The sequence below is a fragment of the Lwoffella lincolnii genome (assembly GCF_002014765.1).
GTDB classification, from domain to species: domain Bacteria; phylum Pseudomonadota; class Gammaproteobacteria; order Pseudomonadales; family Moraxellaceae; genus Psychrobacter; species Psychrobacter lincolnii.
Genome location: NZ_MUYT01000004.1, coordinates 279801 through 304804 on the forward strand (window position 1 = coordinate 279801; position 25004 = coordinate 304804).

17 protein-coding genes and 1 pseudogene are annotated in these 25004 nt (G+C 41.9%); 11 read left to right on the top strand and 7 right to left on the bottom strand.

Annotation, left to right across the window (positions count from 1 at the left end; translation table 11 throughout):
• Positions 1-115 precede the first annotated feature (115 nt).
• Together B0682_RS03495 and B0682_RS09340 are read left to right on the top strand one after the other, a co-directional pair.
• Positions 116-538, top strand: a complete 423-nt coding sequence (locus B0682_RS03495; RefSeq protein WP_240494835.1) for a WlaTC/HtrL family glycosyltransferase — start codon at positions 116-118, stop codon at positions 536-538.
• A gap of 172 nt (positions 539-710) precedes the next feature.
• Positions 711-1667, top strand: a pseudogene (locus B0682_RS09340) (capsular polysaccharide synthesis protein).
• A 15-nt stretch (positions 1668-1682) separates the two neighbouring features.
• On the opposite strand, the gene galE reads toward B0682_RS09340, so the two are convergent.
• Complete coding sequence (galE, locus tag B0682_RS03510; RefSeq protein ID WP_078306684.1) at positions 1683-2678, bottom strand: UDP-glucose 4-epimerase GalE; 996 nt, start codon at positions 2676-2678, stop codon at positions 1683-1685.
• Positions 2679-3109: 431 nt separating this feature from the next.
• On the opposite strand from galE, the gene B0682_RS03515 reads away from it, so the two are divergent.
• On the top strand, positions 3110-5140 hold the full coding sequence (locus B0682_RS03515; RefSeq protein WP_078306685.1) for a UvrD-helicase domain-containing protein: 2031 nt from the start codon (positions 3110-3112) through the stop codon (positions 5138-5140).
• A 78-nt stretch (positions 5141-5218) separates the two neighbouring features.
• On the opposite strand, the gene B0682_RS03520 is transcribed toward B0682_RS03515, so the two are convergent.
• From B0682_RS03520 to B0682_RS03530, 3 genes are all read right to left on the bottom strand, one after another.
• Positions 5219-8125, bottom strand: a complete 2907-nt coding sequence (locus tag B0682_RS03520; RefSeq protein ID WP_078306686.1) for a LysM peptidoglycan-binding domain-containing protein — start codon at positions 8123-8125, stop codon at positions 5219-5221.
• 248 nt (positions 8126-8373) lie between these two features.
• Positions 8374-8928 (bottom strand): YybH family protein, encoded by a 555-nt coding sequence (locus B0682_RS03525; protein ID WP_078306687.1) that lies wholly within the window; start codon positions 8926-8928, stop codon positions 8374-8376.
• A 16-nt stretch (positions 8929-8944) separates the two neighbouring features.
• On the bottom strand, positions 8945-10057 hold the full coding sequence (locus B0682_RS03530) for a CNNM domain-containing protein (RefSeq protein ID WP_078306688.1): 1113 nt from the start codon (positions 10055-10057) through the stop codon (positions 8945-8947).
• A gap of 490 nt (positions 10058-10547) precedes the next feature.
• Between B0682_RS03530 and yajC the strand changes: the two genes are divergently transcribed.
• The 4 genes from yajC to B0682_RS03555 all read left to right on the top strand — a co-directional run bounded on the left by yajC (position 10548) and on the right by B0682_RS03555 (position 15667).
• A complete protein-coding gene (gene yajC, locus B0682_RS03535) occupies positions 10548-10886 on the top strand; it encodes a preprotein translocase subunit YajC (RefSeq protein ID WP_078307030.1) in 339 nt (112 codons plus the stop codon).
• A gap of 94 nt (positions 10887-10980) precedes the next feature.
• Positions 10981-12858 carry a protein translocase subunit SecD gene (gene secD / locus B0682_RS03540; protein ID WP_078306689.1) on the top strand — a complete coding sequence of 626 codons (1878 nt, stop codon included), beginning with the start codon at positions 10981-10983 and terminating at the stop codon, positions 12856-12858.
• Positions 12859-12868: 10 nt separating this feature from the next.
• Positions 12869-14092, top strand: coding sequence for a protein translocase subunit SecF (gene secF, locus B0682_RS03545; protein ID WP_078306690.1), 1224 nt, complete (start codon positions 12869-12871; stop codon positions 14090-14092).
• Between the two features lie 186 nt (positions 14093-14278).
• Positions 14279-15667: an MATE family efflux transporter gene (locus tag B0682_RS03555; protein WP_078306692.1), complete on the top strand. Its 1389-nt coding sequence runs from the start codon at positions 14279-14281 to the stop codon at positions 15665-15667.
• A 66-nt stretch (positions 15668-15733) separates the two neighbouring features.
• Here B0682_RS03555 and B0682_RS03560 read toward each other — a convergent pair whose 3' ends face one another.
• From B0682_RS03560 to B0682_RS03570, 3 genes are all read right to left on the bottom strand, one after another.
• Entirely contained in the window at positions 15734-17509 is a 1776-nt protein-coding gene (locus B0682_RS03560; protein WP_078306693.1) for an acyl-CoA dehydrogenase C-terminal domain-containing protein, read from the bottom strand.
• Between the two features lie 145 nt (positions 17510-17654).
• Positions 17655-19400 (bottom strand): GGDEF domain-containing protein, encoded by a 1746-nt coding sequence (locus B0682_RS03565; protein ID WP_078306694.1) that lies wholly within the window; start codon positions 19398-19400, stop codon positions 17655-17657.
• On the bottom strand, positions 19397-20410 hold the full coding sequence (locus tag B0682_RS03570) for a 16S rRNA (uracil(1498)-N(3))-methyltransferase (RefSeq protein WP_078306695.1): 1014 nt from the start codon (positions 20408-20410) through the stop codon (positions 19397-19399). The genes B0682_RS03565 and B0682_RS03570 overlap by 4 nt, the downstream gene beginning before the upstream one ends.
• Before the next feature lie 297 nt (positions 20411-20707).
• On the opposite strand from B0682_RS03570, the gene B0682_RS03575 reads away from it, so the two are divergent.
• The 4 genes from B0682_RS03575 to purF all read left to right on the top strand — a co-directional run bounded on the left by B0682_RS03575 (position 20708) and on the right by purF (position 24899).
• The gene (locus B0682_RS03575; RefSeq protein ID WP_078306696.1) at positions 20708-21256 is read left to right on the top strand and encodes a DUF4870 family protein; all 549 of its coding nucleotides are present in this window, start codon (positions 20708-20710) and stop codon (positions 21254-21256) included.
• A gap of 201 nt (positions 21257-21457) precedes the next feature.
• Positions 21458-22516: a quinone-dependent dihydroorotate dehydrogenase gene (locus B0682_RS03580; RefSeq protein WP_078306697.1), complete on the top strand. Its 1059-nt coding sequence runs from the start codon at positions 21458-21460 to the stop codon at positions 22514-22516.
• 63 nt (positions 22517-22579) lie between these two features.
• Positions 22580-23125: a CvpA family protein gene (locus tag B0682_RS03585; protein WP_158077854.1), complete on the top strand. Its 546-nt coding sequence runs from the start codon at positions 22580-22582 to the stop codon at positions 23123-23125.
• A gap of 226 nt (positions 23126-23351) precedes the next feature.
• Positions 23352-24899: an amidophosphoribosyltransferase gene (gene purF / locus B0682_RS03590; protein ID WP_078306699.1), complete on the top strand. Its 1548-nt coding sequence runs from the start codon at positions 23352-23354 to the stop codon at positions 24897-24899.
• Positions 24900-25004: the final 105 nt, after the last annotated feature.

Genomic DNA, 25004 nt, shown 5'->3' on the forward strand with positions numbered 1-25004 from the left:
TTGTGCTTAACCAGAACCATCCACACACTTGATAAACTTTGCGGCATTATAAAGTATTTTTCTCAAAATTTAAATGCAATCCATATGGATTGTCCCATCAAGCTTGAGTAAATCGATGAACGATATTACAATAGTAACTGCTTTTTTCGATATTGGACGTGGAAACATTTCGACCGAACATTATCCAAGTTATTTAAAACGCACGACAAACACTTATTTTGAATACTTTTCTTATTTGGCAACTTTGGATAATAACATGGTGATTTTTACCGAAGAAAAATTCAAAGAAAAAATACTGACGATGCGGAAAAGCAGACCAACAACGGTGATTTGTCTTAATATATTTAAAAAATTCAATCATATATTAGCAAAAATTGCTGACATACAGAGTAACCATGAGTTTTTATCAAACATCTCTCAAGAACTATCAAAAAACATAGAATACTGGAACAGTCAATATGTTTTAGTAACCAACCTAAAGACCTATTTTGTAAATTATGCAATAATATTGTTGATGATGACTAAGGTGTTTTTATGATGTGCTTATATAAACAACCTGAATTATTCCAAATTAACTACTTAGGGAGAAATCAATGGTTTTCATTATTCAAAAAATATGATGAAACATCAAGAGTGTCTATTACTGAAAAGATAAAAGACCATTTTGGATTATGATTATGAACGTAGAACTTTTTGATGACTTTTCTAGCATGCCAAAAGAAAAACAAAAAATCATCTTTTTTAATCAAAAACCCTATAAAGGGCTTTATCGAACTTTTATACCAAAAAAAATAAGACTACAAAAACTGCAGCAAGCAGAACTGACCCATCAAGAATATTTGGCTAAGTGTTGGGATAAAGTTATTTCAGTTTATTTTTCAGGAAAATTTCCAAAGATTGAAATTAAAGCAAAAAAGCAACTAAATACGCAAAAAGTCATTTGGCAGTACTGGGGACAAGGCATTAACAATAAATTACCTGATATTGTCACTATGAGCTTTAACTCAGTAAATATGCACAAAGGAGATTATACCGTTATTCGCCTTGATAATGGCAATATCCATGACTACTTAGAAATACCTGATTTTATAGAAAAAAAAGCCAGAGTTTTTAAACCAGCTTTTTTTTCAGACATTCTTCGATTGGCTTTATTAAATAATTACGGTGGTATTTGGATAGATGCAACCATATTATTGACAGCAACCATCGACAACAATATTAGCGGAAAAAGTTTTTTTATGTTTCAAAGAGATAAAAATGCGGATAGAAAAGATTTTTGGGTAAGCCATAACTCCAAATATTTTAATTGACATGACAGTCACTTTGTGAATGTTATGAATAGCTTTATAGTGGCAGATAAGCAAAATCTAGTAGTACAACATTGCTTAAACATCATGCTTAATTTCTGGAAAAACTCTCACAGCATCCCACATTATTTTTTATTTCAAATCATGTTTGATGTTTTAATAAAAAATTATTTAAAAAACGATAATTGCGAGATATTTGATGACACTTTGCCACATCTATTAGCCAGTGAACTTCATAATACTTTTGATAAGGATAAATTTAATCAGATAACCGATACCATCAGTATACATAAACTAACCTACACCACTGAAGTGCCAGATAATTGTTTTTTTGATTTTTTAAAAAATGTATATGGTTAAGGTTGTTTAACAAAATTATCTTTTCAAGTCAGCTAAAACCCCAAATGCCATCACACAACTTGTGTTCACATCAATTTGAGCTGACCATTTAAGTTGCTCTTGAGCTTTACCACAATTTGCCCATACTTTTGCCAAGTCCCCTTCTCTTCTTGCCACCACTTTTTTATTAACATTCAAATCATTTGCCAATTCAAATGCCGAGACCAACTCAAGCACAGTTGTGCCTTTACCTGTTCCCAGATTAAAGACATGATGACCTGTGTTAGCAAGGTATGCCATCGCCGCCATATGACCTGCCACCAAATCCATGATGTCAATATAATCACGTTCACCTGTGCCATCTTTAGTATCATAATCATCACCAAAAATCTGCAAATAAGGTAATTCACCTTTGGCAACTTTTAGCACATAGGGCATGAGATTATTGGGTATGTCCTTTGGGTTTTCACCGATTAACCCTGACGAATGTGCCCCAATTGGATTAAAATATCGTAAAGATATGGCAGTAAAGTTAGGGTGTGCCACACAAACATCTGCCAGCATTTGCTCAACATGACGTTTGCTATGACCATATGGATTCACAGGATTGGTTGGATGCTGTTCATCATAAGGCAAATAGTGCGGTTCACCATAGACAGTGGCAGATGATGAAAAAATCAATCGATAGACACCATGCTTGAGCATGGCTTGTAATAAAATCTGACTGCCATAGACATTATTATCGTAATAACTCAGTGGATTAGCCACAGATTCTGCCACTGATTTTAACCCTGCAAAATGCACCACCGCTTTTATGTCATGTTCACTAAACAATCTATTCAATAGAGCTGCATCTCGCACATCACCATGAACGCAAATAAATGAACGTTGACAAATCATCTCTATTTTTGCTTGCACATCGGCATGGCTATTGCTCAGATTATCCAACACCAACACATCATGACCTGCCTGTAATGCTGATACCACAAAATGACTGCCAATATAGCCCAACCCACCTGTAACAAATAACATGACTGATTACCTTTGATGACTTAAAATCAATAACTCAACTAACTCAATAACTAACCAAGCTAAGTTTATCAGTTTTGCTAAATCTTGAAAAGGCAAAACTAAAAAGGCAAAACTGAAACAACCGATGATAACAGTTCAAAAGCTTAAAAGTTAGCAACTTATAAACCAGCAACCCAGTGAGTTATCCCCATTACCTGTGGATAACTTTGTGGATAAGCAGGGTTTTAACAGGGTGTGTGCCTTGCAAAACAAGGCTAAGCTAAGATTGTTTATTTTTTATACAGTTCTAAAGCTTATTTATCATCAATCATTAAGCTTGTGGGTGGTCTTTGTGCTTTTTTCCTTGTCAAAGTCATGTATGTGTCTATAATGATGGGTTTTTTCTGTCATTTCTTTGTCATTCATTTTTTGTCATTAGTCGGTCATTTATTATGAGTAAGCTAAACCTGCGCCAACAAGAAGCCATGCAATACACCACAGGTCCATTACTGGTACTGGCAGGGGCAGGCTCTGGCAAGACTTCGGTCATCACACGAAAAATTGCTTATCTTATTGAGAAGTGCCAAATTCCAGCTGAGCGTATCACTGCTGTTACCTTTACCAATAAAGCAGCAAGAGAGATGAAGGCTCGAGTACAAAAGTTATTGCCCAGTGAGCGTAGTCGTGGTTTAACTGTGTCGACTTTTCACCAGTTTGGTTTACAGTTTTTACGCCATGAGCTGTTACATTCTGGGCTTAAGGGCAATTTTTCGATCATGGACAGTGATGACTCCAAACGCCTACTGATGGAACTGATGATGCGTGATAATCTGTCTGGGGCAGAAAGTCGTGAGCTGATTGCTAAGGCGATGAAATTTATCGGTGATTGGAAAAACTCGTTAATTGACCCTGAACATGCAGCAGACACGTTAAACGATCCTGAAGATTTGATTTTTGCCAACTTGTATGCGTTATACGAACGCAATTTACGTGCTTATAATGCGGTGGATTTTGATGATTTGATTGTCCTACCAACCAAAATATTACGAGACAACAGCACCGTGCGTGATAAATGGCAAGCTCGCATCCGTTATCTGTTGGTCGATGAGTACCAAGACACCAACACCGCCCAGTATGAGATGATTAAGTTGTTGGTGGGAATCGAAGCCCGCTTCACGGTGGTGGGTGATGATGACCAGTCCATCTACGCATGGCGAGGGGCAAAACCTGAAAACATGGCACTGCTACAACAGGATTTTCCTAAGTTAAAGGTGGTCAAGCTTGAGCAAAATTATCGTTCAACCAATCGAATTTTATCTGCTGCTAACTCGGTGATTACCAATAATGAGCATATTTTTGCCAAAAAACTTTGGAGTGAAAAAGGGCATGGTGAACTGATTCGGATAATCAACTGCCGTAATGATGATGATGAAGCCGAAAGGGTTGCCAAAGAAATTCTTACCCATAAACTCAGACATGGCAACCAATGGGAAGATTATGCCGTGCTATACCGAAGTAACTTTCAGGCACGCATGTTAGAAGCACAATTAAGGCAATTACAGATACCTTACAAACTCTCTGGTGGCACTTCATTTTTTGCTCGTGGAGAAATCAAAGACATCATGGGCTATCTACGGCTTATTTTAAACCCTGAAGACGATGCGGCTTTTTTACGCATCATCAATACACCAAAACGTGGTATGGGGCCTGCCACCTTAGAAAAGTTGGGGCTGTTTGCAACCGAACATGGGGTATCGTTATTGACAGCATGTGGGCATAATGGGTTGGCTCACGTTTTGCCTAATAAAGCATATGGCACGCTCAAGGCATTTGCTGATTTTATTGAGCATCATACTCGAAAGCTCGATGGTCATGACAACCCTGTGCCCATCATTCGCCAGATGATTGATGAAACCAGTTACATTGATGCCTTGCGTCAAGAATGCAAAACCCCTCAACAAGAAAAAAACCGCCTAGACAACATCGAGATGCTATATAACAGCATTCAAGCACTGATTAACCGTGCTGAAGATGACCACAATCGAACCATCGATGCGGTGATACGCAAGTTGGTTTTGCTTGACATGTTAGAACAGCAACAAGAAGAAGAGAACACCAATAAAGTCAATTTAATGACCTTACATGCAGCAAAAGGGCTTGAATTTGAGTATGTGTATATGATGGGGCTAGAAGAAGATTTGTTACCACATCGCAATGCCATCATGTCTGACACCATAGAAGAAGAACGCCGTTTAATGTATGTGGGCATCACCCGTGCCAAAAAGGAGCTGACCATGACCATAGCAACCCAGCGACGTCATGGCGGACAAATGAAAACCACCACACAATCAAGATTTTTAGAAGAGCTGCCCGAAGAGCATCTTGATTGGCCCAGCAAAGTCAAAAAACAACAAGCCCAAAAAGACCCACAAAAGGTTGCTGATGATTACATGGCAAGTCTAAGGGCCTTACTCAAAAAGTAAGGCTCTTAGAGAGTTTTTGGTCATATTTGCTTTTTGGTTATATTTGTTTTTTGGTCATATTTTATGGATAAATGGGCGTTATTTGTTAGGATTAGGCACGGTTAATATTTGCCCAATCACCAACATGGCATTATTGTCCAATCCATTCATCTTGGCAAGCTCAGATGGGCTGATGCCATATTTATTTGCCAAACTGATTAGGTTATCGCCTGATTTGACTTTATAACTTAATGTCGCCATAGGAACAATCAGCTTTTGCCCAACTTGCAATCGAGCATTACTGGCAATGCCGTTTAATGCCGCTAGGTTTTGGGTGCTGGTTTCAAATAGGCGTGCCACACTGATTAGGTTGTCCCCCCGCTTAACGGCATAAGTTTCGGTGGCAGATGTTGGCGTACTGGCGGTGTTGGTCTTAACAGAACGGCCACTGCTGGTGCTTGAACTGCCAAGCTTACCAGACGACGTGCCACCATCTGCAGCTGGAATGGTTAACGTTTTACCACGGATAAGGGTGCTGGTGGTGCTAAGGCCATTGGCACTTGCCAAATCAGACACAGACACATCATAACGGTTAGCAAGCCCAATCAAAGTATCGCCTGACTGGATTTTGTGCAAGATGGATTCGTTGTTTAGTTTGCGGTCAACTGCTTGTTGAGAGGCAGGGACTTTGATGGTTTGTCCCCTTTGTACCAGATGGTTGGCATTAAAACGGTTGATGGCTGCTATGTCTTCTGCTTTCACACCCAGCTTGTTTGCAATGCCAATGAGCGTATCGCCACTTTGTACTTTGTAACTGCTTGATACATTATCATCAGTCGATGCCAAAGCGGTCGAAGTTGTTGAACTGTTGTCTGACCTAGCGTTGATATTAACATTGATATTGGCAGGCAACTTGATGATGGTATCATACAATAACCCATCTGTTTCACTGATGCCATTGAGTGTTGCCAAGGTACTGACAGGCACATTATAACGATTTGACAAACCAATCAAACTGTCACCACGACGCACACGGTAATTTTGCGTGGTCATGTTAGATGGACTTGGGCTTGTCGCAAGAGAACCAAGCTTACTCTTACTGGTGCTGCTGGTCTTATCAGGGATAAGCCATAGCGTTTGCCCTGTTAACAGCTTATCATTTGTATTTAAGTTATTGTAACTTGCCAACTGATTGACCGATAACCCAAAGCGATTAGCCGTCTCTATCAAAGTATCACCACGCTGAACCACATAGCTGGTTGGCTTGGTTGCAGAAGAAGCTGACGGAGTTGATGGCGAAATTGGTTTGGCATCATAAAGATACAAACTTGACCCTGCCAGTAATGTATCACTTGGGTTGATTTGATTCCATTTTGCAATATCACGCCAGCTGACTCCTGCTCGGGTAGCAATGTTGCTCAGTGTGTCTCCGGGTTGAACTCGATAGATACTGCGTTTACCACGGGTTGCTTCTAAATTTGCTGTGTTATTAGCTGTGCCATAGCTTAGGCGTTTTTCTTGACCCAATGACTCAAGCACAGACTGCTGAGTTTCTAGCGAAGCAAGCTCAACCGAACCTGAAGTATTTGTAGTAATGATTTTATTTAATTGTTCTTGACGTACTTGATTGCTAATCATCGCCAGCTCTTGAGCGGACAGCGGTGGCTCTGTATGACTGATGTTAGCAGAATGGATAGGTGGGGTGGGGTGTTGTGCGGAGACACTTGGTATTGGCGTGCTTAGCGTTGGTGTACTTGGTATGGGGTTAATGGCGGTGGGTCGATTGCCCCGCTGAGCAAAAGCCGCCAGTGCATCGCCTGACGTTGGCACATCACCAATTGGCTGGACACTGCTTGCCACATAACTTGATGTGCCTAAGGTCTGGATTGTTTTATCTTTGTTATAATCCACCGAGTTTGGAATGATGATGCGTTGGGGTGCAGAAGCTGATAGCACACCATTTTTTAACCCCGGATTTAGACTAATCAGCTCTTGATAATCCACCCCTGTTACTTTAGACACATCGGTAAGATTGACCCCCACACCAGCTGACACTTCTCTAAAGTGCTGTTGGTTGGCGATGGCTGGCAGATAAACATGATATGCACTGGGGTCTTTGACAATATCAGCCACCGCCAAAAATCTGGGAACATAGTTCATGGTTTCTGTGGGCAGGCGTAATGACCAAAAATCGGTTGGAAGCCCCTGTGCTTGATTGGCAACGATGGCACGACTGATACGCCCAGGACCTGCATTATAGGCAGCCAGTGCCAGCTCCCAACTGCCAAACTGAGTATAAAGCGTGCTTAAAAAATCATAAGCAGCTCGAGTGGACTCAATCACATCACGGCGACCGTCGTAATCTGATGTCTGTGATAAAGAATATGCCAAGCCTGTACTGGGAATAAACTGCCACAGACCTGCTGCATTGGCATTACTGGTGGCATTTGGGTCATAAGAGCTTTCAATCACAGGCAATAACGCAAGTTCGGTTGGAATGCCACGACGTTCAGCCTCTTTGGTGGTGTGATATAAATAGCGACTGGCACGAGCGGTTAAACGATTTAAATAATCTTGACGAGTAATGAACCATGTTTTTTGAGCTTCGATGCGTGGGTTGTATGCTGGCGTTGGGTTCAGCTTATATCCTGCTCGCACCCTATCCCATAAATCACCATAACGAATAATGTCTTGCTTTTTATTCTCCACCATTTTCATGTCGGTGGCTTCTAGTAAATCTGCCAATTCTTCCAGACTTTCTTCATCTAACAGTGCCTCAGCCTGATGGTTAGGACTGATGGCATTGGGGTTGGTGGTGTTAGGGCTGATAATGACAGGTGCTTGACTGGGTGCGGTGGGTACTGTATGGCTAGGGGCAGGGCGGACGGTGGGCTTTGTTGTTGATGTTGGTGTTGATGTGCTGGGTGTACTGCCACAGGCCACCAGCATCAATGCTGATACTGACACGGCCAACATTTGCGGTTGTAATATTTGTGGTTGTCGCATACGCTCTTTATCCTTACCTTACTATCACTCACAACACGGAATTATCATTCACGACAATCACATCGACAGACAATCAGATTGATAAATGAAAAACTTATCAATGCTCAACACATCGTCTGGTGGCTCATCGTCTCATTAATTCATCGTTTCATTAATTAATGGCTTATCTTAAGATAACTGACACATAAATGCAAAGCCTTAAGATGAATAATTTAAGATGAATGATTGATGAATACAGATGAACAAGCCTATTCAATGGTTACCTGCGACACTGCTTTTAACAACATGGCTTGATGATTCACCAATGACAATGTTGTGCGTGAAATGGTGGTATGTACCACAGGTTTGCCATCTTTTTCAAAGTGTTCTACCGTTTTGATGGTAACCTTGGCTTCATCTCCTGCGATGATGACATTTTGTACGTCAATATCATAGCGGTAGTTACCAGATGACTGCCAGCTTTTTTGTAGCTGCTTAAGATAGGCATCTTTATTAAGGTTGGCCTGTCCATTACGGTTAATGACAATGATGGCATCATCATCAATCAGCCTGCTAACGCCACTGATATTTTTACTGTTAACGGCTTGTTCCATGGCGGCAGCATACTGATACACATCGTTTTGGGTTGGGGAGACCGCTTGTGCGGTGCTGGTCATCAAACCAATGCCAACGCCTGCAATAGAGCCAATTAAAGCATATTTCAACGCTCGGCTTAACACAGAATTTAACACACGCTTGTTTACTGAGCCATTGCGATGGTATCTGTCATTGGGTGATGGGATAAAAGCATGCAATAAAGACATAAATCAACCTCGTTATTTAGTTTGATATCCGTTGTTCGGTTAAATCATCAGTTAAGCTCACGCCAAGCCGTTGACTACGCTTGTGCATCAGTTGTTTAGCAAGCTCTTGCATGTCTTCTACTTTGTCAATTTCATCAACAATTTCAAGACCCAGTAGCGTCTCTAGCACGTCTTCTAAACTAACCAGCCCCTTAACCTCACCATATTCACCCACCACAATGGCAATGTGAATACGCTGTTTTAACATGTAATCAAGCAAATCAAACAGCTTCATTTTATTAAACACAAAACTGACTTCACGGCTTAAATTACTAATCGGCTGGTTAAGATTGCCATTGGCTCTGCTCAGTAGCAGGTCAGTCTTTAGCACAAATCCTGTGATGTTATCTAATGCTTCATCATACACAGGCAGGCGAGAAAAGCCAATTTTGCTATGATTGGCAAACACATCACTGACCAAGGCATTTTGCTCAAATGCCATGATGACCGAACGTGGGGTCATGATGTCTTCGACTTTGATTGCCCCAAATGCCAACATATTACGAATGATGCGTGATTCAAGTGGGTTAATTTGCCCTGATTCTTCGCCCACACTTGCCAAAGCGGCAAATTCTCGGCGGCTAAATACCTGCGCATCTTTACCTTTGACCAAAAATTTGGTCAATCGCTCGGATAACCAAATCACAGGATACAACAGTTTGATAACGCCAAAGACAAAATATGCCACCATGCCACTGAGTTGTCGCCAGTATACCGTACCCAAAGTTTTGGGAATGATTTCTGAGAAGGTCAAAATTACTAAGGTCATCACCGCTGAGAACACCCCAAACCACGCACTGCCAAATACCAAATTGGCTTGAGCACCAGCTCCGATAGAGCCTAAAGTGTTGGCAATGGTGTTGAGCGTTAAGATGGCGGCTAACGATTGGTCAACATTGTCTTGTTTTAACCGTTTGAGCATGTCTGCACGCTTGGCATCACTTTCTTTGATGTCAGCGATATAAGATGGGGTGATGCTCAAAAGCGTCGATTCAGCCGCTGAGCAAGTAAATGACACCGCAATTGCCATAAACACAAATAACACCAGTAAGACCACATTATGAGTGCTGGCATCAGTGGTGGCATCCATGGCAAATGCGGTGCTGGGTAACCCAGCGCCAATACAAACCAAAGCACCACAAACCCAAACATCCCACCAAGCACCACAAACCGAAGTAACAGGCTTGAATGATGATGAATAAAGCAATCGTTCCAATATGTTTGATGACCTTGACAGGCTTGGCACAGTTAGGCATTTGATGAACGTAAACAAAAGCAACCTTAGCAACTAATATGACTCATATAATATGGGGAATGTGATGATAAAATAACGATAAACCCCATCATCTTAGCATGACTTCTTGGGTGATTGAACGCTTTATTATCAATTAATTGTTACCAAAGCGTTTATTTTTTGGTAGTATGCCCCATTATTATTTTTTATAATTTTTATTGTCAGTAAATTCCTTGAGTGTGAATGACTTTTGAATGACATTAATGTGAAATGACTTTAATGACATTCATTTTAAATGACATTAATTTTATCAATTTTATCAATTCTATCAAATATCGAGTTGTGTATGATTGCTTTTATTCAAACCGCCCATGCTGCTGGTGAACCGACTGGTGTGGCGATGTTTAGCCAGTTGCTGTTGCCCATTGCTTTTTTTGCCATTTTTTATTTTTTGATTATCCGCCCACAATCCAAACGCAACAAGGAACACAAGCAGATGATTGATAATTTAAAAGTGGGCAGTGAAGTGATTTTTGCAGGGGGCTTGATGGGTAAGGTGTTATCCATTGATGGTGATTATGCCGTGATTGCATTAAATGCCAAAAACAACGTCATGGTACAAAAAGCCTCGGTCATCTCTGTGTTACCCAATGGTACGATTGACAACGTATCCACAGGTGCTTAACACACTGCCCATAAAGGCAGACTTTTAGAATGTTTGCTGTTTTAGCTTTTTAAATCAGCGTTTTTATAAACGTTTTTATAGATAAGAAGTGATTATGCAATACGCCTCTTGGAAATACATCATCATTGCAATCGTGTTTGTCATCGCTGGCTTGTACGCCCTACCCAACCTTTATCCTGATGAACCTGCGGTACAAATCACCAGCAGTCAAGCAGGCACTGAACTTAGCCAAAGTGTGCTTGAGGAGTCAAAAAATCTGCTATCACAAGCTGGTGTTGACTTTCATGGTGCGACGTTAACAGGCAACAGTGCTTTGTTACGTTTAAATAATTCTGAAACCCAGTTAAAAGCACAAGAAGTGCTAAGACAAAAACTGGGAGATGATTATGTGGTGGCATTAAACCTTGCCCAAACCACCCCTCAATGGCTACGTGACATCGGAGCTAAGCCCATGAAGCTTGGTCTGGATTTACGTGGGGGCGTCCGTTTTGTTCTTGAAGTGGACATGGATAAAGCGTTACAAAGCCGTCTGGAAGATGCCAGTCGTGAAGTGCGTCGTCATTTAAGAGCAGAGCAGATAGCCGTTGTCAGTCAAAAGCTGACCAAACAAGGCATGCTTTTGCATTTTAATGACACCGCCACTCGTGATAAAGCTCAGCAGGTACTTGGCTTACCCATGCGTCATGCCTTTAACTTTAACGCAAGCTATGATGAGCAAGGTCCTGCTTTAAATTTGACCTATAACGATGCCACTTTAACCGAAATCAATCAATACGCCGTGGGACAAAATTTATCCACCCTACGCAATCGCATCAACGAACTTGGCGTGGCAGAAGCCTTAGTACAATCACAAGGGGCAAATCGCATCGTTGTTGAGTTGCCTGGGGTGCAAGACACTGCCCAAGCCAAACGGGTATTGGGTCGTACTGCCAACTTGGAGTTTAGAATGGTGGCAGAAGGCGCAGAGACCTTCACAGGTAGTCTGCCCCCTGCAGGAACAGAAAGCTTCCCCTTTGGCACATTAGATGGTCCACCTGTGTTACTTGAGCGTCAAGCCATTGTTACAGGAGACAAAGTCCGCAATGCTCAAACTGGTGTTGACGAAAATGGTCGCCCAGAAGTGAGCATCACCCTGGATAATGCAGGTGGCAAACTGATGCAAAATGCCACTCGCACAGCGGTTGGCAAACAAATGGCGGTGCTGTTTATTGAAAACAAACAACGCATCAGCTATGAACAAGACGCTGTCAGTGGTGAAAGTAAAGAAATCCGCACGCCGTATGCTGAGACCAAAGTCATCAATCGTGCCAACATTCAAGCCGTGCTTGGTTCGTCATTTCGCATCACAGGACTCGACAGCAGTGCTGAAGCAGCAGAATTGGCGTTATTGTTGCGTTCTGGGGCATTGGCAGCTCCCATGTATTTTGTTGAAGAACGCACCATCGGTCCATCATTGGGACAAGAAAATATTGACAAGGGTCTTTTTTCAACTCAAGTGGGCTATATGCTGGTGTTCTTATTTATGATTGTGTTTTATCGCCTATTTGGAGTGATTGCCAATATTGCTTTGGCATTAAACGTCATCATCATCGTTGCCATCATGTCCATCATGGGTGCATCGCTGACTTTACCGGGCATCGCAGGCATTGTACTGACCATTGGTATGGCGGTAGATGCCAACGTTTTGATATTTGAACGCATACGAGAAGAACTTGCCAACGGCGTGCGTGCCAAATCAGCCATCGTGGCAGGATTTGACCGTGCTTATAGCAGTATCTTTGATGCCAACTTAACCACACTGCTTGTGGCGTTTATTTTATTTGCCATTGGCACAGGCCCAATTAAGGGCTTTGCCATCACACTTGCCATTGGCATCATCAGCTCGCTGTTTACGGCAGTGATGGTAACTCGTGCCTTGGTGCAAATTTTTTATGGTAAACGTAAATCCATCAAACATTTAAGCATTGGTTAGGAGACAAAACATGCAAAATGACAACCAGCTATCCCCTAACTCACAAAGCACCAACACGACAGAAATTAACGGGCAAAAAACTCATCGCAACCGCCGCCGCCCAAGACGTGATGGTAAAGGCAGTAATGTGGCTCGTCATCGTAACCAATCTTCATCAAACATCACCACAATCACTGGGCAAGTCGATGCTCAGCATGATGTTATCACCGATGCCACTGACAACAATGCCACCACCAACCTTGTGGCAGATGAGGCCGCCATCGCTGAAGGTGGTCTAAAAACTGTTGGCAATCAACGTTTGCTTGACTTTATGAAGTTTGAAAAACCCATGGGGATTTTGTCAATCTTATTGGTATTTACTGGCTTATTTGCCATCTTTTTTAATGGGTTAAATCTCGGATTGGATTTCACTGGTGGGGTGTCTGCCGATGTGGTCTATGAACAGCCCGTGCAGCAGGCTCAAATTACCGATGTGTTGGCACAAAATGGCTTTACCGATGCGGTGGTGCAATATGTGGGGGCAAACACAGACTTGTTGGTGCGTCTACCACCACAAGATGACAACACCGATGGACTGGAAGTTGCTTTGAATCATGCCTTGGACTTGCCCAATAATAATGCCGAGATTGCCAACATCAACATCATTGGCAGCCAAGTGGGCAATGATGTTTATATCGACTCGGTCATGGCATTGGCATTGGCATTGGCGTGTATGTTGGTCTATGTTGCCATTCGTTTCCAATTTAAATTAGCGTTGGGAGCGGTATTGGCATTATTCCATGACACGGTGGTAACTTTGGGTGTTTTTGCCTTGTTCGGTTGGCCATTTGATTTAACGGTATTGGCAGCGGTGTTGGCACTCATTGGTTATTCATTGAATGACACCATTGTGGTTTATGACCGCATACGAGAAAATTTTCGCCGAGTACGTGATTTGACCCCAAAACAGGTATTGAACCTATCTTTGACCGAAACCCTACGCCGTACCTTTATGACTGTGGGGACGGTGTTGGTGGTGGTGTTGGCGATGATGTTTTTAGGGGGAGAAGGATTATATTGGTTCTCGGTGGCTTTATTTATTGGCTTGATTGCAGGCACATACTCATCAATTTACATTGCCAGCTCCATTCCACTGCGTATGGGTTTATCACGAGATGATTTTGTGGTGAAAGTGAAACCTGAGTTTGAAGAAGAAGTGGTTAGCTTTCAAGATCCAAAAGCGTTTAGTGAATAAGCCACTGTTTTTTGTCATGGTCATGTTTTTTTGTCATGGTCATATAAAAGCACCTAACTTAGGTGCTTTTTTTAAACCAATGGTGATGATAAATTTTTACTTGGGCTATTTTATGCGTATGCCCTTATCTGAATGGATAAGCATTTTAGGTTTTATAAGCATGTTAAGTTTTGTGATTCAAACATCATGATGTCTGTTAGCTACCGTCATATTTTACATCTTGCCATTCCTGTCACCTTGGCAAACATTGTCATGCCTTTACAAAGTCTGATTGACACGGCGGTGGTGGGACACATGCAAGGCAGTAGCCAATTGGCAGGCATGATGTTGGCAATTCAGCTTTTGACCTTGCTGCTCGTCAATTTTAACTTTTTACAGTATGCGTCTTCTGGTCTGACTGCCCAAGCGGTTGGTCAATATCAGTCATCTGCTCAGACAGATGCCAATTTAGATGATGATGCCACCGCCCCATCTCACCCATTAATCCCCATTTTACACAGAGCAATGTTGCTTGCCATGGTCATTGGCATGGTGGTGTTTTTGACACAACCATTGACCATCAATGTGGGACTATCTTGGCTCGGTGGCAGTGCCAGTGCGGTGATTGAAGCCAAAACGTATCTGTCAGTACGCCTATGGGGCATTGTGGCGGAGCTGATGAACTTTGTGTTTTTGGGATTTTTTGCAGGCATGGGTAAAACTCGCCACATGCTGTATTTACAGAGTTTTATTGCCATTAGCAACATTATATTGACTTTATTGTTGGTTTATGTATTTGACATGGGCTTGGCAGGCGTGGCATTGGGAACAGTGATTGCTTATTGGTTGGCGGTGGGCTTGGCGTTGTATTTTATCTGTTCAGAGCTGACATTGTCATGGCGACAGCTGTGTTACTGGCGTTATGATGAGTTTGGTGGTGATAAAATGCTTAGGCTATTTTCACTCAATCGAGACATTTTTATCCGCACCTTGGTACTGACGTTAAGCTTTGCATGGATTACACGCTTATCTGCCATGAGTGGCGATGTGGTGCTGGCGGCAAATGGGGTGTTGTTACAGATTTTAAATTTATCGGCGTTTGCCCTAGATGGCTTGGCAGTGGCAGCAGAAAATCTGTCTGGACAAAGTCATGGACAAGGCAACAAACAAAAGTTTTGGTTGGTGGTAAGAAGAACTGGCATCATGAGCCATGCTTTGGCGGTGATGTTGGTGTTATTTTGGTGGCTTGGTATTGATGCGTATCTTGACATGATGACTGACATCAATGCCGTGGCCACGTTGGCGTATGAATACCGTTGGTACGCCATCATGTTGCCTTTGGTTGGCGTGGGTGCGTATTGGCTTGATGGCATATTTTTTGGTATGACAGCAGGCAAACAAATTCGCCAAGCGGCATTGATGGTGGCTGTGCTGTTTTTTCCGCTAAGTCTATGGCTCTATCATGCCTTTGCGGTGGCAGGCATTTGGCTGAGCGTTTGGGTATTGTTGTTATTGCGTTTGGCGGTGTTGGGTTGGTTTTTGCGTCGGTACCGTCATCACCCATTTAATAAAAAGCAAAAAACAGTAACTCAATGAGTGCTGTTTTTAGACAGATGCTTATTAAGCCAAATTTAGGGTCAATGCTTATTTGAAGCCTGTATTCTATTGAATAAAATACGCCACATCAAAATCCATCATCGATGTGCTGCCTGCTTTGACCATATCAGCATGAGCGTTTATCTGTGGTAAGATGCGGGCAACAAAGTAATTTGCCAGCTTGATTTTATTGGCATAAAACTCACCGTCTTTACCATCAGTGGCCTGCACCATCATCGCAAACATGTAAGCGTAACACAGATGGCCTGTGGCATGTAGATAATCCACCGCACAGCCATTGATTTCATCTTCTCTCTTGCCAATGTTTGATAATACGGTGTTGGTTAAGTCTTCGATGATACTGACAGCATCTAATGTGGCTTGCCTAATGGCATGGTCAACGGTCATGCCTGCGATAAACTCACGCACTTCTGTCAAAAAACTCTGCATGTATTTACCCCCATTTTTGGCGACTTTACGCCCAAGCAAGTCCAGTGACTGAATGCCATTCGTGCCTTCATAAATCTGCGAGATACGAGTATCACGCACGATTTGCTCCATGCCCCACTCTCGAATATAACCATGACCACCAAACACTTGTTGACAATCAACAGTGGCGGTGAATGCTTTGTCAGTTAAGAATGCCTTAGCAATCGGGGTTAATAATGCCACACGAGTCGTGGCAACTTTGGCACTTTCAGCATCTGTGCCAAACTTAGCCGTGTCTAACTGTTTGGCAACATACATGGCAAAACAGCGTGATGCTTCGCTATTGACTTTGGCGTTTAAGAGCATACGACGCACATCGGCATGATGAATGATGGGGTCAGCAGAAGTCTGTGGGCTGATGATGCCTGTATCACTGCGTCCTTGCGTGCGGTCTTTGGCATAAGCGACTGCATTTTGATACGCCAACTCTGTGCCACCCAAGCCTTGCAAACCCATGGTTACTCGTTCATAGTTCATCATCACAAACATAGATGCCAAACCTGTGTTTTCTGCACCGATAATCCAGCCTTTTGCCCCATCAAAATTCATCACACAGGTGGCAGAAGCCTTGATGCCCATCTTATGCTCAATAGAGCCTGCCCACACATCGTTGCGCTCACCAAGACTGCCATCATCATTAACCAAAAACTTAGGCACAACAAACAATGAAATGCCTTTAGAACCTTCAGGAGCATTCGGGGTTTTTGCCAGCACCAAATGAATGATGTTATCGGTCAAATCATGCTCGCCTGCGGTGATGAAAATCTTTGTACCAGAAATGGCATAACTGCCATCATCGTTTGGCACAGCTTTGGTTTTAATGATGCCCAAATCCGTACCAGCATGTGGCTCAGTTAGGCACATTGTCCCTGACCATTCACCAGCATACATTTTTTCTAGGTACGTTTGTTTTTGCTCTTCAGAACCTGAAGCCAACAAGCACAAGGTTGCACCAACAGTCAAGTTGGGATACAAGGCAAATGATTGGTTAACCGAAAACATCATCTCTTCAATAAGCATGGTCACCATTTTAGGAAAACCCTGTCCGCCATATGCTGGATCACCACCCAAACCTATCCACCCTGCTTCAGCATATTGCTGATAAGCTTGCTTAAACCCTGTGGGGGTGGCGACTTTGCCATCACCCAGATACTTTGCTCCCTCTTCATCACCGTTACGATTCAGTGGCAACAGCACTTGTTGCGACAGCTTAGCCATCTCTTCTAATATCATGTTGACCGTATCCATGTCCACATGTGCCAAATTGGCATTTTTTTGCCAAAAATTATGAGCATCAAACACATCATTTAAAATAAAACGCATGTCTTGTAATGGGGCGGTATAAATTGCCATCACCTATCCTTCCCTTCCTAATCAGCACATCAGTACAATAAATCTTAAAAATCAGTTAAAAAATTATTTAAATAATAAAACTTAAACAACATCAATTCAACAGTTAAGATAACCAGTCAATTAACATTGCACAAGTCAGCAAATCTTACTTACAAGTCACAGAGTGATTTTTGTGTGGCTGTTTTTTGTTTGGCTGTTTTTTGTCGCTATTTTTGTGTCCTAGGTGAGCGGTAATAAATTCAATCGCTTGTTGATATTGCATCGGCTTGCCATAATAATAGCCTTGGGCAAAGTCACAACCCAACTGTTGCATCAGCTCACTTTGCTCTTTGGTTTCCACACCCTCAACCACGGTTTTAAGCCCCAGTCTTTTTGCTAAACTGATGATGGTTTCAACGATGTGCTGTTGTACAATATTATTTTTGATGTGATTGATAAACGATTTATCAATCTTTAGATAATCAAATTCATATTGTTGCAGATAATTAAGTGACGCATAACCTGTGCCAAAATCATCAAGCAAGATTAAAATGCCCATCTCCTTAATGGCTTGAATGGCATCTTGTACCGTTTGACGATGGTGCATGAGCGTCATTTCGGTGATTTCGATGTGCAGACAATGACGATTGATGGTGTGCTTAGCAAGCAACTCTCGTAAAAAAGGCAATAATCCTGCGTGTGTTAATTCACTGGCTTCTGCATTAATCGCCACAGAAATGTCATGAAAGCCCATTTCTCTCCAACGCTGTAAATCTTGGCAGACCTGCTCTGCCATTTGGGTAAACAGCTCAAAGGTAAGCTTATGCTCAATGATGCCTGTTAAAAAATCAATGGGACACACCATGCCCCGTGTGGGGTGTTGCCAACGTACCAAGGCTTCAAAACCCACAATGCGTCCATCTTTAAGGCGAACTTTCGGCTGATAAAATGGGGAAAACTGACGAGTATCTAACGCTTGCCTTAGCTCATTTTCTAATCTTAAATCATCTTGCGACAGCACGTTGATGCGTTTATCAAACCAATGCACATCACCACCACCATGAAGCTTAACATGGTGCATGGCTTTTTCAGCATTTTCAATCAGCAAATCAATTTGATTGCCTTGTTTGGGATAATGGCTCACCCCAACCGAATACCTTAAATAAACCACATCTTCATCAATCAAATACGGCAATTCACACAACTGCATCAATTTGTCTAACGACTGACGCACCCTTTGTGCGTCATTAACTTCAAACAACAAGGCAAAATCATCACCCCCAAAACGGGCAAACAGCTTTAAACCCACCAAATGCAAATCTGTTACCCGTTTAACAAAATCTGTCAATAGCTTTTGGCATTGCTCCTTGGTCAAAGTGCTTTGGTATAAACGATATCGGTCAATGTTGAGACGAACCAACACCAACTCTTTGACCGTGGTGAGTAAGAGGTCATTGGCTTGTATCAAAAAAAATTGACGGTTGGGAATTTTGGTTGATGGGTCATGACTTAACACGCCAGCCGTGAGTTCTGATTTTGCTTTAATCTTCACATCTTGAAATTTCCCAACATAATACAACTCACCCTCTATGACCTCAGAATAAATCGCCACCTGCAATACCATGCGATGTTGACTGTGGGTAAAAAAGCCCATCTCCCCTTTAAATTCACCCGTATTTAACAAACTGTCATATATCTTGCTTATCATCTCTTGCAATTCTGGCAATAAATATGGCAACTCATAAATGCTAAAAGGTCGAGCCAGCACATAGTTTTCACTGATGCCAAGGGTATGTGTGAAAGTTTGGTTAACATACAGATAGCGAAACTGGCTGTCCAAGATAAACATGCCCAGCTGAGTATGGGTAATGAGTTTGAGCAATAAGGCATCTTTTACTGTTTTTTCAATCATAAAACACACTCATTATTAAGACACTGAGACTGATACAGTGCCTGCAAGCTTGCCAATGCCACCACTGGGGCGGTTTCTGTCCTTAGCACACGCTCACCAATCTGCCATGCTTGCCAACCTGTTGCCAATGCTTGTTTTTGTTCTGCCAAACTTACCCCCCCTTCTCCACCAATCAGCAATTCAATGGTTGGTTTGACATGGTTTTTGACATGGCTTTTGATATGATTAAGCACAGTCAGCAACCCTTTTGCTCGAATATCCACACCAGCATTATCAACATTTGGCACACTTAGCATCAGCTTGATATGTTCTGATTTTAAAAAGTTCATGCCATCATTGTCAGTATCAGTCGGAGTTATGAGCATACTGGTGGGCATGCTTGGCATCAATAATCTCTGATAATAAGGCTCATCAATCAATCGTGCCACGCTGTTACTCACCTTGATACTGTGCTTGTCATTTGTATTGTGCTTGTCATTGCTAACATCAGCAGATGATGACAAATAATCAGCAATGGGCATGGGAGCAAGCAACAAAGGTGGACGATTCAGACCACACTGCTCACAAGCACTGATGGCAATTTGTTGCCAATGTGCCAGTTTTTTATCCACTTGTTGGCTCTTAAGATGCACCTCACCATGATGACTGCTGAGTAATTGAATGGCAACCACGCCAAGCTCAGTGGCTTTTTGAATGGCATAATCCATGCGATCACCACGACTCATCACCAAAGCCAGTTTGGCATGTATATTAGCCTCTCTGTCAACCTTATCAAACCCTTGCAACGTAACTTGAGCAGATTTTTTATCAATATGACTTAAACATACTTGATATTCACCGCCCAAACCATCAAATAACACACCAACATCGCCCACTTTTGCTCGCAACACTTGACACCAATGATGACAGATGTCCATTGGTAAATCCACGTCATCACCTACTTTTAATGAATATAGCATCGGATAAACAGCCACATCATCTGACTGATAAGAATAAAAAAAACGTCGCACGGTACAGTCTCGATACAATAATTAATAAGATAACTACAAATTAGATAACCAATGAGAGAAATAATAAGACATTAACCATTAAATTGGCATCAAAATAAATTGGCATGAAAAGGTTAAAAGCACTGTTTTTAAAAACACTGTTTTTAAATATTAAATATGCTGTTAACAGCACAAGGTTAAGTACAGTGTTAAGTGTTAACAATGCCATTTAAGGACAATTCGCCTTGATGAGTGAGAGTCTCAATGAGACCATCATTAATGAAACCATAAAATAACCACCATCATATAAGGATTTTTATGAATCAGCAACCAAACTTAAAAAAACAACCCACAATTGACCACACAACCGACCACATCACTGGCAAACCAATGAATGACAATCCATTTATGTCTGTCAATCCCACACCAAACCATCTGTCCCATCAGTCAGTTGCTCAGCATTCATCTTATGGTACGGATTTGTCTGACTTAATCAAACTGAATCACTTAACGTATTTTTTGTACGTTTTGAGCTATTTTACCGCAGGGTTATTATGGGTTGTGCCAATCATCATCAATTACCTTAAACGAGATAAGGCTTCTGGCACGTGGCTTGCCACACATTTTGATTGGCAGATTAAGACGTTTTGGTATGGGCTAATTTATGGTGTGGTTGCCATTGTTGTGATGTTGTTATCTTTTGTGGGCGGATTTGCCACCATATTTACCGAGAATGTCAATATTGGGGTGGGTTCAGGGCTGTTATTCATTGTTGGTTTTTTATTACTGGTGTTTGCAGTGCTGTGGCATTTATATCGCATCATCAGAGGCTGGGTTGCGTTGTCAAATAATCAGCCTGTGCCATGATAATTTATTGGATAAATATGTTGGATAAGTTAGATAAATATGTATGAGTTTGCGATAAAAGGTGATGATGGTATAATCTTAATGTCTGTGATGCGAACATTTTTGACATCATTGTTTCTGCCATTAATTGTTTCTGCCATTATTTTTTTCTTAATGTTGACTGATTGATACCCCCCCCCCCATAGGCTACAGGTTGCTACCATGTCTTATGCGTTTTTACGTCCTGTGTTGTTTGGCATAGAACCTGAACGGGCTCATGACCTAACCTTGTCATTACTTAATAAAGCCCATCATGCCAAGCTGTTGGGTTTTGGCTCACCCAGTCAATCCATACCTGTGCGTTGTATGGGCATGCACTTTGATAATCCTGTGGGCTTGGCAGCAGGATTGGATAAGAATGGGGCTTATATCGATGCCTTGGGAGAATTGGGTTTTGGTTTCATTGAAATTGGCACAGTAACGCCAAGACCACAAGCAGGCAATGAAAAGCCCAGGCTATTTCGTCTCAAAGATGCTCATGGCATTATCAACCGCATGGGATTTAACAACCTTGGTGTGGATAATTTGGTGAATAATGTCAAGCGATGTAAATATAAAGGGATAATCGGCATCAACATCGGTAAAAACGCCACCACCCCAGTTGAGCAAGCCGTTGATGACTATTTGTATTGTCTTGAACGAGTCTATGCACACGCATCTTATATCACTGTCAACATTTCATCTCCCAATACCAAAAATTTACGCACCCTACAATCAGGTGATGCCTTATCTTATCTGTTATACGACCTAAAAAACCGTCAAAGCCAGTTGGCAAGCGAATACGGTTTTTATGTGCCATTGGTGCTTAAAGTTGCCCCAGATTTATCAGCAGATGAAGTCATTTTCATTGCCAAGCAATTGATTGATTTTGAGGTTGATGGATTGATTGCCACCAACACCACCGTCAGCCGAGTTGGGGTGGAAGATTTGCCGTTTGGGCAAGAGACTGGCGGTTTATCTGGACGACCCATCAGCCATCTCAGCACGGTGATATTACAGCAGTTTGCTGATATTTTACAAAACCAAGTTGCCATCATTGGTGTTGGTGGCATTGATAGTGGGGATAAAGCCATACGCAAACTGCAAGCAGGGGCAAACCTTATTCAGCTTTACTCTGGACTTGTCTATCAAGGACCGCATCTTATTCACGACTGCTTAGCATCGATTGGCGGTTATTTTGATGTGTTGTCATTGACAGACACATCATCAACTGATGGGTGATGCACTTTATGGTTGATGCACTTTATGGTTGATACACTTTATGGTTGATAGATTGTGATGACCATGACACTGATGACCACTTTTGGTGGTTTTGACTTTATTATTTTGCTGAGTGTGGCGCTGGGTCTTTGGCGTGGCTTTCGCTTGGGATTGGTAAAGACAGTCATCGGCTTATTGGGTTGGTTATTTGCCCTGATTGCTGGCAGTCGCATGGCATTTGAATTTGCCCCCTTGATGTCAAAAATGGTGGCTGAGCCAAACTTACAGCTTGGGCTTGCCTTTTTGGTGATTGTGCTGATGGTGCTGACCTTGGTGCATGTGGCGGGTTATCTGATTACCCATGCGATACACAGCTTGCGACTTGGACTGCTCGATAAAATGCTTGGCGGTGCGGTGGGTGGGGCAAAAAACCTATTGATTGTCCTTGTGGTACTTAATGTAACTGCTCCTTTATTACAATACCTACCTTGGTGGTCAACGTCTAAATTGACACAATCGTTAATGCCTTATGCTCCGATTGCCACAGTATTAACGCAACAGATGGCTGGTAAAACCTATGATTACTTAACAGAAAACAACAGCAGACAGGATTTATCTGATGTGAATTAGCCTGTCTTTTTTTGTTTTTACGATTTTTTTCGATGCTTTTCTTTGTGATGCGTTTAAGTCAGATTTGTCTGTTTATGATAAATTTGTTCAATCATTGAATGAAATTCATCATAATCCCATCATTCATTGAAATTGACCATATTAGCCCAATATTCAATATTTATTGTTTTCTTAGTATAAAAATATTGAGTATAAAAAATGGTCAATCACTTACTTGAGGTCCTATATGTGTGGAATTGTTGGCATTGCTGCTCACGAACCTGTCAATCAAATGTTATATGATGCCTTAACTGTCTTACAACATCGAGGACAAGATGCGGCAGGCATTGTCACCTTGCAAGATGGTCGGTTTTATCTGCGTAAAGAAAATGGCATGGTCAGAGATGTGTTCATGACCCATCATATGATGCGATTGGTTGGCAATGTTGGGATTGGGCATGTCCGCTACCCCACCGCTGGCACATCAAGCAGTGCTGAAGCTCAACCATTTTATGTCAACTCACCTTATGGCATCGCCTTGGCACACAATGGCAACTTGACCAATGCCAATGAGCTTGCCAATGAATTGTATCAAGAAGACCGCCGTCATCTAAACACTGACTCAGATTCAGAAGTGTTACTCAATATCGTGGCACACGAGCTTAACTCTTTAAATAAAAATAAATTATCAAAGCAAGACATCTTTACTGCATGTAGCAAAGTTTATGCTCGTATTCAAGGGGCGTATGGCGTGGTGGCATTAATTACTGGTCATGGTTTGTTGGCATTTCGTGACCCCAATGGTATCCGTCCATTAATCTATGGTGAACGCATCAGCGATGATGGCAACACAGAATACATGGTTGCTTCTGAATCGGTGGCACTGACCGCTTCTGGCTTTAAAATTGTGCGAGATGTCAAACCAGGGGAAGTCATCTATATAGATGAACAAAACCACTTACACAGTCAACAATGTGCAAAGCCACAAGCCCACACGCCTTGTATGTTTGAATATGTGTATTTTGCTCGTCCAGATTCCATCATTGATAACATTTCTGTGTATAAAGCTCGCTTAAGAATGGGGGAAAAACTGGCGGATAAAATTCTAACCGAATGGGGTAAAAACCATGATATTGATGTGGTTATTCCCATTCCTGATACCTCACGCACTTCTGCCACGGAACTGGCATTAAAGTTGAACATTAAATACCGTGAGGGTTTTATTAAAAATCGCTATATCGGTCGCACTTTTATCATGCCAGGGCAAAGCCAACGCAAAAAATCAGTTCGACAAAAGCTCAGTGCCATTCCCCTAGAATTTAAAAATAAAAACGTGTTGTTGGTTGATGATTCCATCGTGCGTGGCACAACCTGCCAAGAAATCATTCAAATGGCCCGAGATGCTGGGGCAAAAAATGTGTTTTTTGCCAGTGCTGCTCCTCCAGTTAAGTTCCCTAACGTCTATGGCATTGACATGCCATCAACCAAAGAGTTGATTGCCTCTGGGCATAGCGTAGAAGAAGTGCGACAAATGATTGGAGCAGACAGGTTGATTTTTCAAAACTTAGATGACCTAATAGAAGCAGTACAGGACACCAAACACAGCCAAGTTGATGGCTTTGACTGTGCGGTGTTTAACGGCTGTTATATCACAGGTGAAATTAATCAAGCCTACCTTGACCAACTACAAAATAAGCGTAATGACTCCGCCAAAGCACACAAACAAGGAGTACAAATCATCGCTGATACCCCTGTGGACATGACAGGGATTGACACAATCATGAAAACAACCTAAACGATGACTGTTGTTTGTCTTTGGCGTATGTGTTTTAGTTGATGTGTTTACTGGTTGATGTTTGGCATTGATGGTTATTGATTGATTATTGATTGGTTGTTGATT

Excerpts from the sequence above, each read along its gene's own strand:
- B0682_RS03495 (WP_240494835.1), top strand. The coding sequence starts at position 116 with ATGAACGATATTACAATAGTAACTGCTTTTTTCGATATTGGACGTGGA.
- galE (WP_078306684.1), bottom strand. The coding sequence starts at position 2,678 with ATGTTATTTGTTACAGGTGGGTTGGGCTATATTGGCAGTCATTTTGTG.
- B0682_RS03515 (WP_078306685.1), top strand. The coding sequence starts at position 3,110 with ATGAGTAAGCTAAACCTGCGCCAACAAGAAGCCATGCAATACACCACA.
- B0682_RS03520 (WP_078306686.1), bottom strand. The coding sequence starts at position 8,125 with ATGCGACAACCACAAATATTACAACCGCAAATGTTGGCCGTGTCAGTA.
- B0682_RS03525 (WP_078306687.1), bottom strand. The coding sequence starts at position 8,928 with ATGTCTTTATTGCATGCTTTTATCCCATCACCCAATGACAGATACCAT.
- B0682_RS03530 (WP_078306688.1), bottom strand. The coding sequence starts at position 10,057 with ATGGATGCCACCACTGATGCCAGCACTCATAATGTGGTCTTACTGGTG.
- yajC (WP_078307030.1), top strand. The coding sequence starts at position 10,548 with ATGATTGCTTTTATTCAAACCGCCCATGCTGCTGGTGAACCGACTGGT.
- secD (WP_078306689.1), top strand. The coding sequence starts at position 10,981 with ATGCAATACGCCTCTTGGAAATACATCATCATTGCAATCGTGTTTGTC.
- secF (WP_078306690.1), top strand. The coding sequence starts at position 12,869 with ATGCAAAATGACAACCAGCTATCCCCTAACTCACAAAGCACCAACACG.
- B0682_RS03555 (WP_078306692.1), top strand. The coding sequence starts at position 14,279 with ATGATGTCTGTTAGCTACCGTCATATTTTACATCTTGCCATTCCTGTC.
- B0682_RS03560 (WP_078306693.1), bottom strand. The coding sequence starts at position 17,509 with ATGGCAATTTATACCGCCCCATTACAAGACATGCGTTTTATTTTAAAT.
- B0682_RS03565 (WP_078306694.1), bottom strand. The coding sequence starts at position 19,400 with ATGATTGAAAAAACAGTAAAAGATGCCTTATTGCTCAAACTCATTACC.
- B0682_RS03575 (WP_078306696.1), top strand. The coding sequence starts at position 20,708 with ATGAATCAGCAACCAAACTTAAAAAAACAACCCACAATTGACCACACA.
- B0682_RS03580 (WP_078306697.1), top strand. The coding sequence starts at position 21,458 with ATGTCTTATGCGTTTTTACGTCCTGTGTTGTTTGGCATAGAACCTGAA.
- B0682_RS03585 (WP_158077854.1), top strand. The coding sequence starts at position 22,580 with ATGACACTGATGACCACTTTTGGTGGTTTTGACTTTATTATTTTGCTG.
- purF (WP_078306699.1), top strand. The coding sequence starts at position 23,352 with ATGTGTGGAATTGTTGGCATTGCTGCTCACGAACCTGTCAATCAAATG.